Origin of the sequence: Dyadobacter sp. (assembly GCF_051859145.1) — a bacterium.
Taxonomy (GTDB): Bacteria; Bacteroidota; Bacteroidia; order Cytophagales; family Spirosomataceae; genus Dyadobacter.
Map to the genome: position 1 here is coordinate 1 of NZ_JBHYGF010000594.1, position 18895 is coordinate 18895.

At 40.4% G+C, this 18895-nt stretch carries 11 protein-coding genes and 1 pseudogene; 8 read left to right on the forward strand and 4 right to left on the reverse strand.

Annotated elements, in window-relative coordinates; translation table 11 throughout:
• The 4 genes and pseudogenes from ACTIE6_RS25990 to ACTIE6_RS26005 all read right to left on the reverse strand — a co-directional run.
• A pseudogene (locus tag ACTIE6_RS25990) lies at window positions 1–1687 on the reverse strand (T9SS type A sorting domain-containing protein); the annotation flags it as partial.
• Window positions 1688–1703: 16 nt separating this feature from the next.
• The gene (locus tag ACTIE6_RS25995; protein ID WP_439559400.1) at window positions 1704–3233 is read right to left on the reverse strand and encodes a DUF1501 domain-containing protein; all 1530 of its coding nucleotides are present in this window, start codon (window positions 3231–3233) and stop codon (window positions 1704–1706) included.
• 12 nt (window positions 3234–3245) lie between these two features.
• Window positions 3246–4883 (reverse strand): DUF1800 domain-containing protein, encoded by a 1638-nt coding sequence (locus tag ACTIE6_RS26000; RefSeq protein WP_439559401.1) that lies wholly within the window; start codon window positions 4881–4883, stop codon window positions 3246–3248.
• 448 nt (window positions 4884–5331) lie between these two features.
• A complete protein-coding gene (locus ACTIE6_RS26005; RefSeq protein ID WP_439559402.1) occupies window positions 5332–7530 on the reverse strand; it encodes a glycosyl hydrolase family 28-related protein in 2199 nt (732 codons plus the stop codon).
• Between the two features lie 333 nt (window positions 7531–7863).
• Between ACTIE6_RS26005 and ACTIE6_RS26010 the strand changes: the two genes are divergently transcribed.
• The 8 genes from ACTIE6_RS26010 to ACTIE6_RS26045 all read left to right on the forward strand — a co-directional run bounded on the left by ACTIE6_RS26010 (window position 7864) and on the right by ACTIE6_RS26045 (window position 18829).
• The gene (locus tag ACTIE6_RS26010; RefSeq protein WP_439559403.1) at window positions 7864–8601 is read left to right on the forward strand and encodes a tyrosine-protein phosphatase; all 738 of its coding nucleotides are present in this window, start codon (window positions 7864–7866) and stop codon (window positions 8599–8601) included.
• Between the two features lie 218 nt (window positions 8602–8819).
• Window positions 8820–9647 (forward strand): polysaccharide biosynthesis/export family protein, encoded by an 828-nt coding sequence (locus ACTIE6_RS26015; RefSeq protein WP_439559404.1) that lies wholly within the window; start codon window positions 8820–8822, stop codon window positions 9645–9647.
• 39 nt (window positions 9648–9686) lie between these two features.
• A complete protein-coding gene (locus ACTIE6_RS26020) occupies window positions 9687–12068 on the forward strand; it encodes a GumC family protein (RefSeq protein ID WP_439559405.1) in 2382 nt (793 codons plus the stop codon).
• Between the two features lie 520 nt (window positions 12069–12588).
• A complete protein-coding gene (locus ACTIE6_RS26025; protein WP_439559406.1) occupies window positions 12589–13941 on the forward strand; it encodes an MBOAT family O-acyltransferase in 1353 nt (450 codons plus the stop codon).
• Between the two features lie 8 nt (window positions 13942–13949).
• The gene (locus ACTIE6_RS26030) at window positions 13950–14891 is read left to right on the forward strand and encodes a hypothetical protein (RefSeq protein ID WP_439559407.1); all 942 of its coding nucleotides are present in this window, start codon (window positions 13950–13952) and stop codon (window positions 14889–14891) included.
• A 7-nt stretch (window positions 14892–14898) separates the two neighbouring features.
• On the forward strand, window positions 14899–16446 hold the full coding sequence (locus ACTIE6_RS26035; protein WP_439559408.1) for a hypothetical protein: 1548 nt from the start codon (window positions 14899–14901) through the stop codon (window positions 16444–16446).
• Window positions 16447–16541: 95 nt separating this feature from the next.
• Entirely contained in the window at window positions 16542–17579 is a 1038-nt protein-coding gene (locus ACTIE6_RS26040; RefSeq protein WP_439559409.1) for a polysaccharide pyruvyl transferase family protein, read from the forward strand.
• Between the two features lie 53 nt (window positions 17580–17632).
• On the forward strand, window positions 17633–18829 hold the full coding sequence (locus ACTIE6_RS26045) for a hypothetical protein (RefSeq protein ID WP_439559410.1): 1197 nt from the start codon (window positions 17633–17635) through the stop codon (window positions 18827–18829).
• The last annotated feature ends 66 nt before the right edge of the window (window positions 18830–18895 follow it).

The window sequence follows — 18895 nt, forward strand, 5'->3', positions numbered from 1 at the left end:
TCACAACGTCATTTTCCAACAACTCCACCGTCAGCGCTTTGGCCGGATAGCTTTTGTCCCAGGCAAAGCCGCGAATGGAATCGCAACCTACAGACTCAAAGCTGCCGGCATAGGCAGGTAAGGCTGCGCAAGTAAGCTTGCGCGGCGAGCTGGCCAGCAGCACACCTGTACCTTTTACACGGATGCTCAAAGTGTGCGACAGACCGTCCTTAAGAGAAGCCGGGAGTGAGAGACTGAAACCGTACTTGCCAGTCCCAATACCTGCTGATTTCAGATCTTCTCTAAACACGTTTGCATTAGTAGTGCCAACCACTGTGTTGCCATCCAATAACTCAACAGTAAGTATCCTATCCGGGTAGTTCTTGTCCCAGGCATAACCCTTCACAGCATTACAGTCTACGCTTTCGAAAACTCCGGTATTTAGTGGAACTGCACATGTTAGTACCTGAGGCGAATTTGTAAGCAATACATCAGTATCCTTTATACGAACATTTAAGGAATGTGGCTTTGCGTCTTTAAAGGAGGAAGGAACTGCTATGCGAAAACCATAGTTTCCTGTCCCCATACCTGCGGATTTTAAATCTTGACGAAAGAGGCTTGCCGTTGCACTACCGATTATAGAAGACCCTTCGAGAAGTTCAACAACTAAGGATTTTGAGGGTGCACTCTTATTCCATGCATATCCTAAAACTGCACTGCAATTTGCTTCCTCAAAATTTCCGGCAAAAAAGCAATTGAGAGACATAGGTGATCCACTTACAATGTAGCTCGTTCCGCGTACCCGGATACTCAATTGCCTACTCTGACCATCATTCAAATGATTAGGCAGCTTGAATTTGAAACCGTATTTACCCGATCCTATTCCTGCATTCTTTAAGTCCTCACGATATACATTTGCCTGGGCTGTAGCATGAACTACGGAACCTTCGACAAGTTCCACTATGATGGCAGCAGTTGGATATCCCGGGCTCCAAACCCATCCCTCAATACCCGAACAACTTGCAATTTCTAGCTTTCCAGCAAAACTTTGTGGAGTCTGCGCAGCTTTCAACGATGCTAACGTGTAAATACTATACGTATTAGGTACTAGTGCTTCAATTGTTGAAATTGATCCTTTATTCAAATTACTGGAGGTTCCTGAAAGTGGCACCTCATCTACCTCGGACGAAATAGCCTCCCATCTTTTTAACGTTGGACTCCAGCCTACAATACTTAGCAGTCCCAAAGAGTCTGACGTCAGTTCTGCAATCTTACTTGCTTCATTCCAGCTTATTGAGAGTTTTGTAGCATTTACCCCATTAATATCCCAAAACTCAAGTGAACTAACCTTTTCTACCGTTTCAGATTTACTAGTGATAGTAAATGGTCCTGATACCGGAAGTTGAGCAGTATTCGCACTCTCACGAAAGTATGCGCCGGTCGTACCATCTGCCTCAGCGGCAAATGGGCGAAAAAAACCCTTGTGACCTACGGGAAAAACGAAATGCGACTTGCCATACTTTTTGACATATCCATCTATATGCTTAGCATCACTAAAACCAGTAGGCTTTGCAGCCTCTGAAAAACTAACAATGCCGAAAGTAGACGTTCTGTCCGTCTTGATTATTCCTGTACTTTGTCCGAATGAGACAGACCCAGCAATTAAAAATAACCATACTGCGGCGTACCATCTTAGATATTTGACCATGCTCATTATAATTTCTCTACCCCGTGATATTGACCGAATAATCCCCTAAGAATTTCAGCTCGCCTCCGACTTTTACCTCGATATTTTTTGCTGTTATGTTCTGTCCCACTTCGACCACATGGCCTTTATTGACGTGAACTATATCTTTTGTAGAAGGCACCCGTCCATGAGACCATATCTCAGGATTTGGCCATGCACCAGAAGAAATTGATTGAACAACATCTGAAAAAAGGGAAGTTGTTGGAAAGCTTTTAAACAGCACCTGGCTCGTGTTTGCAGAAGCTGTGCCAAACCAGTCATTTAAAATATCCGAGTAGACACGTCGAAAATCGATCTGCATTTTGATATCCTTATTGCTCACACCATTTGTTGGAGTTTGTGATATCAGCCCATTGATAAGATCGGGATTTGTACCAACCAATTGCCGCTTAATACCCGTTCCAAACACAAACATTGGTGCACCAACTCCATGGTCTGTACCATTTGACGCATTGGATGTTGCCCGTCTGCCAAAATCAGAGAATGTCATACCTATTACCTTATCCTCAGTACCTTGTAGCTTCAAGTCGTTTTGAAAACTTGATACGGCATCTGATAACTTTTTCAGTAGTTGAGCATGAACCCCTTCGGTAGAGCTGCTTGATATTTGATCTGCGTGTGTGTCAAATCCTCCAAGCTCCACATAATAAATTTTGGATTTCAGACCTCCATGTATTAACCTAGCAACAATTTTAAGTTGCTCAGCTAACTCATTCCTGGCAGAGCTTTCTGGATAAGTTGCCAAGTTTCTACCTGAATCAGCGGCGAGTTTAATTTCTGAGGCATAACCCACAGCTGAAACCTGTTGTTGCCTAATATATGATATCAGATCTCCTGCATCACAGCATGGCAAGCTACCCTCAATTGAGGTATTAGGTTCTCCGATAAGCTGATAAAATGTATTTGGATCCTGAAGAGTCACACCCATCGGCTGTTTGCTTCCGAGCAAAGTAGTTGTGCCAATTTGCCCGATTTGTATGGCAAGAGGATCTTCCATCGTCGAGTTAGGGTAGTTAGCAGGATAACCTGGAAAACGATCATCCAGGTACCTCCCTGCCCAGCCAGAATTAGTGTATTGAGATGAGTCGACAGCTGTCATCCAAACATCCGTCGAGCGGTAATGCGATTGATCAGGGTTAGGGTAAGAAACTGAGTTGATGATCGCAAGCTTCCCTTCATTATACAAGTTACGCATACCAGCCATTGCTGGGTGAAGACCTGTCGCAAGATTACCTTCAAGCTTCAAGAGGCTTTGCTCAGGAATAGCTATATTCGGTCTAAGCTCTCGGTACTGCTGATAATATTCAATGGGAATGACTGTGTTCAATCCATCATTACCACCTCCTAAATAGATAATTACTAATATACGGTCGTTGTTTAAAGCGGACGTGCTTCGTAGCGATTGAACCAGGGCCGAATCCTTTGCAATGGACTTGACATTAAAACCATTCAAGATCACAGGTATCATGAATGATGATGCTGATTTAATAAATTCCCTTCTCTCCATTTTTTATTAGATTTAAAACACCTGGAATTCTGCCATTCTCAGCATATACTTGTACAATGCTCGACACCTCCAAAGAATCGTGTTTTGCTTACTCATGTCGCTGGGAGCCTGCCTGTAAGCGTTCCATTCCCTCTCCCAGGTTGTCCTGGCACTACTGTTCATCATCATAATTGAATCTATTAAGAAGTTTTTCTGGGTATCGGATAGAGGGACTGCAAACAGGTTTTTGGAAAATGCTGCCAGGACCGTTTCACATGAGATTGGGGGCGTACCTAACACATCAGAAAAATTAGGCTGCAGTGCAGTAAGGGAGCCAAGAATATCAATCCCCAACATATAACCAGGTTTTACCGTGAAGGAAGGGAAAACCAACATATCTGTGCGTTCGCCCCTTAATCCAAGCGTTGTACCATTAATCCAGTTCTTGGAGTAACCAGTTTGATAGAACGGCAATGAACCAAAAACAGAGGGCTGATTGAGGAAATTAAGCTGTAGCACGTTCATGCTAGTACTTAAAAATGACATCATCTTTCGAAATGCGTCGTAATCTGTCGTAAGGTCCGGCACAGGCTGATTAAAATGCCTCATCGAACCGATCATAAACTCGGCAGGTGATTTTACTATGGCCCCGATGTTTCTCTCATCGTAGAAAATCTGACTTGTAAAAATCTTCCTGATAAGTGGTCCTATTTGGAAATTGTTTTCCGGGCTGGAAAAGAAGTTCGCGAGAGGAGCAATTACTGCATCTTCTATTTCTTGTGTAACATTTGGATTTACATACCACCTATATAGTTTTCGACAGATGAACTTAGGAGTTTCAGGGTGCGCAAGAAGCATGTTAATCAGATCCAATATTTCATCGTCGCCAGCTGACGGTCCACTTCGGCCCGAGATTACCTTGTTGCCATACTTCTCTGAGAAGGTCTTGTCTTGTGTGTCATGCCGCTCAGGCGTGAAAACTGCACCAAAGGAAGTACTCCCTACCTTGTTCTTATTAGTGACTTGCCATCCAGTCAATACTCTCGCAGCCGTTTTTACATCTTGTTCGGAGTAGTTGTAGTTTCCAGCAAAATCTTTCTGACCAACTGTGAACAATTCTTGCAACTCCCTTCCGTAATTTTCATTGGGATGCAGTTTCGTATTTTCATAGCCATCCTGGAACACTAGCATTGCCGGATCTTTGGTCACTCCAATTGCCATATCCCGAAAACTTCCCAAGGCATTAGCCCGCAGCAGTCTCAGGTATTGATAGATGTATCGATAATCTACCGCAACGCTGTTTCTCACTACAAAGTGATTTTGCCAGAAGGCTGTTAATTTTTCCAGAAATGAGGGCCGCCCCTTTTGTTCTGTCATCAACCCGATCCACCAATACTGTATGTAGTTATTATACGTAGTCGGACGGCTGTCACTATAAGGCTTATCAAGGAACTGCTGACCTGCATCAGATCTTGAACTATCCATTTCAATCGGTGGAGGAGGGTCAAGACGATAAGAAACATTCGACATCAAGACCTCGACTGCGCTCGATGCATTCTTTCCTGTAAAGTCCACAATCTCCTGAGAGGTAGGCCCGAAAGTTGCTCGCCTTAGTAAATGCGCAGCCAACCTTTGATCGAGAACTCCGGTGTAAGTATCTAAATAGCCCATCCTTAACTATTACTTATAATGTAGATGTAGTTTATATTATTGATGAATGATTAACAACAAAAATATAAATTAATTCCTCACATTATAAAATTACTTCTACATTTAAGAGAATAGTTGTAGACGCGCCTTATTTGCTGCTTATTTGGCAAAATTGAGAGCCTATTAGGAGGTAAACAGATTATAGAGGAAGCTAACAATTGCATGTTTGGCAATCCCCAATACTATATCCAAGGCGGGCTGAGGTTCAGCTACGTAGAAGGTGAAGGCTACCATTCTTATGATAGCTTACGATTTATTGGCGCAATTGCAGATAGACTATTATCAGCGGAATTAATTTGAGTTGACAATAGTGCAAGCCAGTCTGACATTAAGGCATGCTTGTTAACGCGTTTAGGAGCATTTAACTGTATCAGGGATTTGTAGTAAACTCAACCCTGCAAGCTTCTAATTACTTCTTAAAACTTACACTATATTTGAGATTATCCTTTCCTGCCGAGGGTGGACGCTCATAGTGTATCATGATATTCTGTTCGTCAGCATCAACAAACTTTATTCCTGCAGAGGCTTCATTGTTAGCCTGCGCAATATAGAAAGAGGGCTTTGCTCCTAGATTGTGCTTGATTTTGATGTCTCTACTTTTACCATCACCGCTTGCAGATAACATTGTAGAAAACTCGTCGGTGTTTGCTCCCGCTACAACAAGCGTTGAATTTTTCTTCAAATCGCCTGAATTGTCTCTGGCCACTAGTTCGGCCTTAAAAAAAGCCAATTCCATAGATTTCTCAATATCTTCATCAACAAGTAACTGGAAACCGTAGGTTTCTTCACCAGAATAGGTATACAAAAACTCATTGTAGCCCGACAATAATTTGCTAATCAGCATTCGATAAGGTGCTTTTACAATTGTGGCATAGAGCGCAACTGGCTTGTCCGTACTGATATTCTTCAGAACCATTGCAATTCGGACGACTTGGCCAGCAGGAGCTACTCCACTTAATCCAGCTATCCGTGCTCCCTGGCTCTTACCTTTGCCTTTGATCAACAAATTTCTTTTAACCGGGTCCCATGTCGCCGTTCCACCTCCACTCTTTTCCCAGCCCGAATTGTCGGACCCAAAGGTGCAGCTAACCAGCGGGATCTCTGCTTTACCATCAATTAGTACATTACCTTTATATAGCGTTTGAGCACCTTGTCCGCCTGTACCGGTCGTTCGCGAATGCAGTACATTAACCTGTCCTCCAGTACAAATTATGCTGGGATAAGCCTCACCTTTGTTTGCATACTGGACATTATCCACTAGAACATCACCGCCCGTCACAAGTAAGGGTGAGGTCGCTGCAGAGTTGATTTCCAAATTGCTAAAAGTTAGTTGCAGACCACTTTTAACTTCTATCTGATGTTCTTCTACTTTTCCTGTGCCTTCAAAGATGCCACCTATGAAGCGTGTATTTCTCCCATTAAGTACAAGGACATTTCTTGCAGTTTTATCATTTCCATATTTTAAATCGCCATTACAGTTCAAAAATGAACAGTTTAATGGATTTACCAGCTGATAATTGTACCGGCAAAATTTAATTTGCAGGTCCGTAAACATGCTATTATTTATCTCTTCTGCCTTTAACCCTGCCTCCTTAAAGCCCTCAATTCTGAGTCGGTTTACGCTAACCTTGTTTCCATCGGCAATTGTAATCCCATTCTGGGCGGCCTTGTTACCGCTGAAGCCAATATCCTGAATCACTGTTCCACTTAGGATTGTAAGGACATTCACATTCTGTCCTCCTGACAATATCGTGTTCATCCATCCGGCGCCCTGAATAATTACTCCTTTGGGGCTATAAACTGGTTTGTTGATAAGAAAAGTGCCTGCTGGAATTAATACAAGGCTGTGATTTCCTTCTGCACACGAAAACGCTTTGTTTAAGAATTCTGAATCATCCTGAGTGCTATCACCCTTGGCTCCATACCACTTCACGTCCAGCCAATAAGGACTGGCAGATTTAGCAAGTATGAATTTTCCTGCGCCATATACAATCCTGGAACTTGGAGCTATTATATTACCTGTAATCGTCAACTTCTCACTTGCCTTAATGTCAAAACCTCCCCCCTGTTCAAATCTTAAAGTAACATTACTGGGTATTACCAAGGTAGAAGTGATAGGAATTACACGATTAACCAGAATAGTTTGGGGAGCTGTGCCAATATGTTTTAGTAAGCTGATAAAGCTGCTCTCAACAGACTTGGTCAACCATTTCGCATTAATTTCAGATTCTACCTGGCGTACATATGTTCTATTGCCTGCTTTGATGACCATTACACTATCGTCAGGAAACTTACTACCGAAAACATACTTAAAAACACCAACCTGATCATTGTCAATAATCTGAACAGTTGACGCACTATCCGCTTTTCCACTTCTTAATTCCATTTGGGTCAAAAATGGAACTCTCTTGATAGCAAGATTGGTCAGTTCTTCCAGCGCAGACTTGTATTCCCCATTATGAGTAGGCGAATTCCTTTCGGCAGGGCGCGCCATTCGTGAAATGACAGCTCTTACCTTTCGTTCCGGAGTACTATCTGATCCATTTTGGGCCCTGGCTATCTGAAAACATGAAATAACATATACTATAATAAGTGGAAGCAATTTCATAGATTAATGTTGTAAGTAAATGCGGATAATGAGAATAGGGCGCGTATCTCGTCACGCTTCGACTAAGAGGTCTGGGATATGACAATGCGCTGGTAGACCTTATTGAACGATGCCAACACAACAAATGTTAGCCGTAAATATTATGCCACTGAAATATTATGCCACTGATCGGGCGCAACATACACATACACCCCAAACGGATGCAATAAGCTGATAGATAACCCTTAAATTAAATAAGGCTCCAACTCAAATATTAATATTATAACTTTGTTACTAATACTTACTTCATCTTACTGGCAATAATGTCAGTGATTTTTTACGATAATTCCTCTTATGCTCAGCTGGTTATTTGACCGCAAATCGCAAAACACTCTGGATTTTGCTCACATTTGTATAGATATTCATTCACACGTTCTTCCCGGCATTGACGATGGCGTGCAAACGATTGAAGAGTCTCTTGCTATGTTGAGACGAATGCAAACGCTTGGTTTCAAAAAGATTGTAACTACCCCTCATGTGATGTGGGATTGTTACAGAAATACCCCTGAAATCATACTTGATCGTTTGGAGGAAGTCAGATCAGCCGCTAACATCGCAGGGATTGACCTGCAAGTAGATGCTGCCGCGGAATATTTTATTGATGAACATTTCATTGAACTATTGCGGACTGAACAACCCTTACTTACCTTACCTGGTAATCGCTTGCTGGTAGAGCTACCCTACACTACTCCCCTGTTAAATACTTCAGAAAACTTATTTTCTATAATCCAATATGGATATCAGCCAGTGTTAGCGCATCCGGAACGTTATACATATTTCTTTTCAGACCTTTCGATATATAAAAAGCTTGTTGATCAAGGATGCGAACTTCAGCTCAATGCGCTGTCGAGTAGTGGTCACTATGGAGAAAATATCAGCAAAACAGCGGAATGGCTTCTAAAAAACAACCTGATAACTTTTATTGGAACAGATGCCCACCGGACGCAACACTTAGATCAAATATCGAAAAATAACAAAAACCGTAAAATGTTGGAATATCCCTTTCAAAACGAAAAACTTCTTAGTATTTGAAACCCTTTATTGAATTTATTCTATATTTGCGTTAAATGCGGATACAATTGCCACTTGCACATTACCAAGAATTGGAGATGATACTGGCGATAACTGTCCACCGGTTTGTTCGCTTGCCTTAAGGTTCAACACCGTAGCGTTCGAGTATCAGTCATTGCCAAAGTATAGCTTGTTGATAATCAATGCTTTATATTTACAATTTTACTCATCGTTTTTAAATGAACTTATCTCGCCTCAACTTTAGAGCACTTTCGTGTATTCTAGCAATTGCTGTCTTCGCAATATTTGGTGGAACCATGTCATGTGTCTCACCCCGATCAATTGTATATTTCCAAGGCGATACACTCAGTGTTTACAATCAGCCTGTTGTCCAAAGTTACATTCCTACGATTCAAGCCAACGACCTGCTATCGATTGTAGTGGGAAGTCTCAATACAGAGGCAAATGAAATCTTTAATACTGCAAACAGCTTTACAACTACAAGCATCAACTACTCTACTACAAGTAGTGGAGCGCGTTTGCAACCGTTGGGATATCTTGTTAATCCGGATGGAACAATCGAAATGCCGCTTATTGGTAAAATGAAAGTGGGAGGAATGCGGACAATAGATGCTGCCGACAGCATCCGAGTAAAATTGCAGTTATTTTTAAAGGAGCCTTCTGTCATTGTAAGAAATCTGAACTTTAAAGTATCAGTGCTTGGAGAAGTGGCACGACCGGCTGTCTATGTGATCCCTGATGAGAAGATTACTATTCCGGAAGTGCTTAGCTTAGCAGGCGACCTCACCATATACGGCAGGAGGGACAATGTTATGATCATTCGAGAGGAAAATGGAAGCCGCAGTTATGTTAGACTGAATCTTACAGATCGTAAAATATTTGATTCTCCATACTACTACCTACACAAGAACGATGTAATCTATATCGAGCCTATTAAAACGAGGATTAATGCAACCGACAGAAATGCTCAACTAGTTCCTATCATCACGTCGATCGTTGCTGCAATCGGTACACTCGGGATCTTAATCCTCAACTTTACTAAGTAGTCCAGGTTAAACTTTATTCGTCTTCAATTATATCGATATATGAACACTGCGATTACTGAATCAGCGCATCAAGAGTTCTCCGGAGAATCGGAATTCAATCTGAAGGAATACGTAAGAAGATATGTAAGATACTGGTACTTGTTTCCAATCTTTTTTGTACTGTGTTTAACCGGAGCTTTCTTTTTTTTACAAACCACGCAGCCGGTTTATAGTACAAAAACGACAATACTGATCAAAGATGAAAAGAAGGGCTTAGGCGGAGCACAAGGTGATATACTTACTGAATTAAGTTCACAATTCGGTGGCAATAAACTAGTGGAGAACGAACTTGAGATAATCAAGTCTCAAACTATGATGGAGCAGGTTGTCAAAGAGCTTACTCTGGATGTTTTTTATACTGCGAAGGATGGTCTTAAAACAGTAAATCTTTACAGAATTAGCCCGGTTGTTGTAGTTCCTGAGGTGCTTACCCCTTTTGCTTTAAGAGAGCCGCTTATTATACACGTCATTGACAGTACGCACTTTCGATTCAATGACGAGGAGCGCATTTTTGCCTACAATCAACGTTTTAATAATGCCTGGGGAGCATTTATTGTGAAAAAAGGAAGCAACTCAGAGTATCAGGATGTCATCGTAAATTTTGCCGATGCAAAGATTTTGGCTGAGAGGATGACAAGTAGATTGTCGGTCGAGCAGCCAAATCTCAAAAGTACTGTACTAGAATTGAAGTATGAGGATACAGATATTCAACGCTCGAAGGATGTCTTAAATAAGCTACTTGACGTTTATGTCCAGTCTTCTTTGAGCGACAAGAATAGCGAAGCAAGTAATACACTGAAGTTTATTGAGAACAGGCTTGGGCTTATCACTGGCGAACTTGGGGATGTTGAGAAAGATGTAGAATCCTATAAGACAAACCAAGGTATAACGGACATTAGTGCTGAGTCACAGCTATTTCTAGAAAATATCAAAGAAAATGATTCCAAACTGAATGAGGTGAACACCAAGATCAGTATTCTGGAAAGCGTTGATAACTATATATCCAAGGCGGAAGAAGGAGCTGTCGCTCCTGCAACCTACATGATTGATGATCCTGTCTTGGTTTCGTTATTAACAAAATTTAATGAGCTTGAACTTCAAAGAGAAAGATACGCCCGAACTACCTCGCCAAACAACCCGCTTCTTCAGACCATCAATACGCAACTTGCAAGTACAAGACAATCCATTCGCGAGAACGTTCAAAACCTGAAACGAGGGATGGCAGTCACCCGAAACAATCTAGAGGGTATTAATACCAGATTTTCAGCAGGTTTAAGAAGCATTCCCAAAAAAGAACGTGAATTTGTTGGAATAAAGAGGCAACAGGCAATTAAAGAAGAGTTGTACCTATATCTTCTTCAAAAACGTGAAGAAACTGCTCTGGCATACGCTTCGACAGTAACCGATAGTAGGTTGATTGATGCACCTATTTCATCATATGTACCTGTAAGACCTAAAAAGCCATTGATCTGGTTAGCTTCGGGAGCGGCAGGAATTATATTACCTATTCTGCTAATAAATCTGATTTTTCTTCTAAATAATACTGTTCAGAGACGAGATGAAATCGAGAAGATAGCACGGGTTTCAATACTTGGGGAAATTGGACAGATGAAAAATGTGCCCAACTCAGTTCCAGGGGAAGAGTCTATAATTAAAATGACAAGCCGAAGTGCCGTGGCTGAGCAATTTAGAGCGCTCAGAACGAATCTTCAATACTTGGGCGATGGAAATTGTCGGGTTATAATGTTTACGTCATCTATTGGAGGTGAGGGAAAAAGCTTTATTAGTATCAATCTTGCGGCAAGTCTTGCATATTCTGATAAGAGGGTTTTGCTTATAGGATTAGACCTACGCAAGCCAACATTACACGAGCGTTTGGGAGTATCTAACCGGGTTGGAGCATCAAACTGCTTGATTGGCCAGGGTAGCTATGCAGATTTCATTCAACCGACAGGTGTTCATCCGAAGTTTGATGTTTTAACAAGTGGGCCTATACCTCCAAACCCGTCAGAGTTGCTTGGTAATGGAAAACTGCCGGTTTTATTAAGCCAGCTCAAATCTGAGTACGACTACATCCTAATTGACTCCCCTCCATACGGACTAGTTACCGACTCGGCATTGATTGCAGAACACGTGGATGCTACATTATACCTAGTTCGCTACAATTACACGATCTTGGATCACCTTAGAAGAATTGGAGAGCTTCATCGCGGACGTCGATTTGCGAATCTATCGGTTATTTTCAATGGTGTAAATTACGGCGCAGGTTATGGCTACGGATATGGTTATGGAGGATATGGGTACGGCTACTACGCCGAGGAATCAGGAACGTCGACACAAACAATCGGAACCCGGCTCAGAAGGCTGGTCGGAAAAAGTTAATTAAGCTACTTCACAATATTCACGCATTCTAAAAAGATACTAGCTGCAAGGTGCGTGAATATTGGCACATTTTCCGATGGAAAAGCTCATACGAAATACAACTCAACGGTAACATGAAAAAATTAGATCAGACAAATCAAACAATCGTGCTATCCAACGGGAAGCATTCATTAGTCAACCTCAAATTACCCCAAAGCTTACAAAAGAGTTGTTGACCTCAGGCATCATCAGCCAGTTAACTAAATTGATTGTTTGATAGATTAACAGATTTGACTATAAAGGTATAACATCGAAATACAGCAGAGTGACCCCGCTTGCGTTATTTGTTCGTTTTCTTATTAGGTAATTATCTGTTTTCAATCGCAAAAATGTTTTTCTGTAACAAGTACAGGATCTTAATCTTTTGTGATCTACTCCTATGTTATTTAACTCTCTAGGTTTTGCTCTATTTCTTCCAATAGTATTCTTCATCTACTGGTGTGTTTTGAGTAAGAAATTAAAACGTCAAAATATATTTTTGATGTTTGCAAGCTACTTCTTTTATGGATGTTGGGATTGGAGATTTGTTTTTCTACTTGCGTTCTCAACACTACTTGACTATTATGCGGGCATCAAAATTCATGATTCTAAATCCGAGGCTCTTAGAAAAACTTGGCTTGTAACTGCAATAGGAATTAACCTGGGATTTTTGGGTGTTTTCAAGTACTATAACTTCTTCATTGATTCATTCTCTAATCTCCTGAGTTTATTTGGGTTTGACACCAATTATCCTCTACTCACAGTCATTTTACCAGTGGGAATATCCTTTTATACTTTTCACGGTCTATCATATGTTTTTGATATCTATAACAGACGAATAGAGCCGACAAGGAACTTCGTAAATTATTCGTTGTTTGTGAGCTTCTTTCCGCTATTAGTTGCAGGTCCTATTGAAAGGGCAACGCACCTGCTTCCCCAAGTTGAGCGGCCCCGAAAATTTATAGCCGCTCACATGAGTGATGGTCTGCGGCAAATTCTTTGGGGGTTTTTCAAGAAAATAGTGATTGCCGATAACTGCGCAGAATACGCCAATTTGATTTTTAATAATTCAAACTCCTATGAAGGTAGTGTTCTGGTATTAGGAGCATTCTTTTTTGCAATACAAATCTACGGAGATTTCTCCGGCTACTCCGATATAGCACTAGGCACTGCAAGGCTATTTGGATTTGAACTTTTAAAGAATTTTGCTTACCCCTACTTCTCTAGAAATGTGGCAGAGTTCTGGCGGAGGTGGCATATATCACTCTCATCCTGGTTTCGAGATTACATATATTTTCCACTTGGAGGCAGCCGAGGAAGTAATTGGCTTCGCATCAGAAATACATTTATTATATTCCTTATTAGTGGCTTCTGGCATGGAGCAAATTGGACCTTCATTGCATGGGGCGCACTAAATGCGCTGTTTATCCTTCCGTCTGTCGTAATGAGCACAAATCGTCAGCATCTTGATATTGTCGCAAAGGGAAAAATTGCTCCATCGATAAGGGAGTTTATTGCAATTGTCGGAACATTCACTTTAACTACGTTTGCCTGGATCTTTTTTCGAGCTGAAAGTTTGACTCATGCATTCTCATATATTGAATCGATTTTTTCATCCCAAATTATAACCAACCCATTCCAATACCCAGAACTAAAAAGAGCTGTACTGTGCTTCATTCCCATAGTTCCATTTTTCATAATAGAATGGTTCGGAAGAGAAAACAACTATGCAATTGAACGCATTGGACTCAGCTGGCCACGTACATTTAGATGGACCTTTTACAGCTTCGTCATCTTTTTTATAGGTATGTACATGCAAACTATGGAAACTGACTTTATCTATTTTCAATTTTAGGTATTGAAATGAAATCTTTCCTAAAAACGATTATTCTTTTCTTCGCCTTTGCGGTCGTCACATACCTTTGTTTTCTGTGCATAGCCGGAACTTTCCTGTCCCCTCGCGTAACAAAGAATCTCTTCTATCAATTGGGAGGGTATACCAATAAACGTCTAAAAGAAGTAAAAAATGCAAATGAAGTAGATGTCTTATTCCTTGGTTCGTCTCATGCGGAGCATGGATATGATGTAAGAATTTTTCAAAAGAATGGTCTGAGCTCATTTAATCTTGGCTCACATGCACAAACTCCTATTCAATCGGAGTTGCTTCTTAATAGATATTTGGATCAACTGAGCCCTAAAATTGTGATTCTGGATATTTACCCGAGAATTCTCGATTCTGACGGCGTCGAATCAGCATTAGATCTTATTTCCAATGAAACAATTCGATGGGATCTTATAAAACAATCAGTTGCAATTAACAACATGAAAGTTTACAATACGCTCCTTTACGCAATGTTGAGGCATTTATTAAATGCAAATCAATTTAATGGCGATCCTACTGCACATAAGGAAGGTGTTACCTATATCACAGGAGGATACGTAGAAACGCTTAATTCATATGCTGACAGCAAGAAATTCGTAAATAGTGCCCTTTCTTTTCCAGAAAGTCAACTCATAGCACTTAACAGGATGACAGAAGTCCTTAAAAGAAAGAACATACGCTACATTATTTTTCAAGCACCTGTTACGTCGAAAAACTATACGGCGGTATCCAACAACAAAGAAATCGACTCCACACTATCTGCATTAGGTAACTATTACAATGCAAATGAGCACAATTCATGGCCTAACAAGCTCTTCTACGACGATAGCCATTTAAATCAAGATGGGGTTGACATATTTAACAAAGAAATAATTAGGCTTTTGAGTGACAACGGTCTTAACTTTAGATACAAAAGCAAATAACTAAATTTTGACAAACTCAAAAAAAATCGTTAAGAATACCGGAATACTTTATGGGAGGATGCTCCTCTCTATGGGCATATCTTTGTATTCAACCAGATTAATTCTTAATGCACTTGGAAGCACTGACTTTGGAATATTTAGCTTAACAGCTAGTGTGATATCCCTGTTGTCCTTCCTGAATGCTGCGATGGCTACGTCTACTCAGAGGTTTTTATCCTTCTACCAAGGAAAAGAAAGCTTGGACATGCAAAAACAGGTCTTTAAGAGCAGTATGATAATCCATTTGTTTTTGGCCATCATTCTTGTACTTATACTTTTGTCCGCTGGAATATTCCTCTTTAACGGCGTATTGAATATTCCTGTGGATCGCTTAGATGCCGCTCGATATCTATACTACTGCATGTGCGGAAGCCTCTTTATAAGTATAATTTCCGTTCCTTTTACTGCCACTCTGGTTGCACATGAGAATATGACGTGGATTGCAATCATACTAATCAAAGAAACTCTGGCACGACTAGCGATCGCGATTTTTATCTCCTATATAGATTCTAGTAGATTGGAGACATATGGAATTCTCACTGTTGCTAGTGGCGCAATCAATTTTATTATGCATGCCAACTATTGCTTTCGGAAATATGACGAATGTACTATGCAAGGGATGTTTCAGTTTAGCAAAAAGATTACAAAAGAATTGTTAGCTTTTGTTGGCTGGAATTTACTTGGATCCTTGTGTAATGTCGCAAGAAACCAAGGTATACCGGTAATGTTGAATATTTTTCTTGGAACAATTGTAAATGCCTCCTACGGAGTAGCTGCTCAAATTAGCGGCCAAATGTCTCTTATTTCTTCAAATATGCTCAAAGCCATAAATCCGCAAATCATGAAAGCAGAAGGCGCAGGTGAAAGACAGAAAATGCTGGACTTGGCAATGGCAGGTAGTAAATTCGGATTTTTGGTCTTGGCTGCATTTGCGATACCATGCATTTACGAAATGCAGGCATTACTAAATTTTTGGTTAGGAAACCCACCTGAATATTCTGTCATATTTTGTCAACTGATTTTAAGTTCTATTCTAATTAATCAATTAACCATTGGGCTCCCATCAGCTATTCAGTCGACAGGTAAGATTAAAATTTTTCAAATTTTCATTAGCTTGGCCACTCTATCTTATTTACCGCTGGCGTATGTGTTTTTAAAACTTAAGTTGCCACCGTACTTTGTTCTTGTTCTTGCAATTACAACCGAGCTTCTTATAGGCTTAATTAGGGTGGCGTTTCTCAAAAAAGTCACCGGGCTACATTTTACCTACTTTATACGTAAAGTTCTTATCAAACAGGCCATTCCAGTTATGTTGTCGGTAGTGCTCTGCTATGTGTTGGTATCAACAGTTGATTTCTCCTTTAGATTTATCTTGACTATTCCTCTTATCACTTTGTTTTTTCTTGCTTCTGTCTATATGTTCTCTCTTCAACCATCTGAGAGGAATAGCTTAAATCAAGTATTGAAAAAAATGCTGTCAAAAGTCCAGCGAAGAAAGTTTGTTACACAAGACTGATTACCGGCACCCTGAATTGTTTCGTCTACATTAGAATACGATATAAGATTATGACAAAGAAAATATTGTTCATTATAGTTACACAATACGATAACATGGGCGATCTGTTGATTAACAAGTGCCTTATTGATGAAGTGGCTAAATATGGAACTGTATATCTCGACACAAAAAACGTTCCAAGTCATTTTAAAGATGTGTTGTTGGAACACAGTAATACCAGAGAGCTAAGTGAAATTTCTAATACGAGCTTCAAGGGGCAAGGGGCATTGCTTTTTCCGCTAAAAAGAAACTTGAAATTTGATCATATTTTTAAAAGCCCCGGTCCTTCCAACGGAGTACGCTCTCTAACTGGCTTGCTCACCTCCATGGTGTTCTATTCAATATTTTCAATTAACAAGCTTAGAAATGGCAAGTCATACCTCGTAGGAGTAGATTTCCAGGCGAAAAATAGATTAGACAAGATAGTACAGGCAATGCTCTCTTCTGCACTGGAAAAAATAATGGTAAGGAGCAAAAGGAATGAACAAAGCCTATTATCCCGCGGCATCTCCAACGTGAGATACTATCCGGATCTTTGCTTTTTAATGAAGCAACGTGTTTCTATTTCCATCAACAAAAGAAAAATTGGAGTTTCGTTTCGGGATTTGACCGACCCTGCTCTAAATCTTGACATAGCTGATGCAGCGCGTGTTTTGGTTAATTTCTATTCTAGCCGAGGATTTGAAGTTCACTTCTTTTATCAGGTCGATCGTGACTATGCGTTCACAAAATCATTGTTCGAAATGCATGACAAAAATCCATCTGTTTTCTTCAAAGAAAACGTCCTAAAATGGGAAGAGCTGGATTATTACAGTGATATGCGAATTGTATTAAGCAATCGACTACACGTTCTGCTACTAGCGCAGATGCATGAATGTATACCAATTGGATTGCTTAAAAAGAACATGAAGACTGACAAGATCCAAAATATCTACGAAAGTATTGGATTGAGCCACCTGATGCTGACCAGCCTTCAATCAGACTTTTTGCTTCAACAAGAAGAAAATTATGATAGCGAAGTTACTCGTATTAGAAGCGTCAATGAGGAACAAAACTTGCTCGGGCAATCTGTTATTAAAGAGTTGTTACGATAGAGCTAAGTTTTCGAGAGACTTTGAAATCATATTATCAATGGCATAGAAAAACGATGAAGCTTCTTAATGTTGTTCGCGAAAGGGGGAATATTACCCATTGGCTGCTTACCGGTATCATTTACTTGGCATCTTTTAAGGCTCCCAATATTTATGAATTTGCACTTGACTATTACGTTCCACGTTATATTCAAATCGTACAAATGGCTTCTTTGCCTCTTATAGCTATTATGTTGGCTGTCGCGTTGCTTGTCAGAAAAGGTGCGATGGCCGAGGATAGATCATTTACTAATTTTGCAGTTTTGTTTTTCTATCTATTCCACATAGTCTTAATCATTACAGGGTATGTGTATAATTCTAACTTACAAGATCTAATCTTTCGATTCATATTCCTTAGTTTGCTTAGTTTATTCTTTTACGCTGCTGTTTCCAAAATGGCCTTCTACACTCAGCATGGAAGGTCTTTAGTCAAATCGGTGTTCTGGGGTTCCTTTTTGTTTATACTTACTAATTTGGTTCTATATCTCGGTTCAATAGGTAATGTGATGTGGAAGGGCCGCTTATTTGGGGTTACATCCCACCCCAATTTTGTTGGCATGTGCGGATCAATATGTTGTACTCTGGCCTTTTGCCTTTTATATTTAGAAAAGAAAACAGCCTCCAAATTGCTATATGGCGCTGCTTTTATCGCGGGGTGCTGGGTATGTACGCTGAGTGATTCACGTACCAGCATGATCTCCGCAGCCCTGTCTATTTCAGCATTCATTATCTATTCGATCAGAAACATTGCTCTTCGAAGCGTTTCAATTTCCGTTCTGCTATTAATAAGCTTATTATTGATTGGAATGCTATCTGTCGATACAGTTAATTATGAAGGCCGGGGAAATACCCGGGAGGAAACATGGGCTAGCTTGTACGACGAAGCTACAAATCTCCCCATATTCGGTAAAGGAAGAGCAGGTGCTACCACCAACGGCTATTTATTTGCTATTGTGGCGGCAGGCTTATTTGGCAGCATGTTCTTTTTTATAGGTCTTTCATACACACTAGCTGTATTATTCAGACCTCAAAGAAATCCCCAGAAGATTGAAGCGACAAATATCTATAAGTCGTTACTCGTCTTAATTCTAACTGGGTCAATGTTCGAAGGCTTCTTACTAGATGCTGTAGGAATGCCTGTTTTTATATTCTGGATGCTTTTAGCTAAGGTTGATAGTATAAAGAGCTACAGATACAATTCCTTAGCAGTATGAAACACACAGCCATACTTCACACATATGTTGCTCAGTACAGAGAAGACTTTTTCAATGGATTAAGGG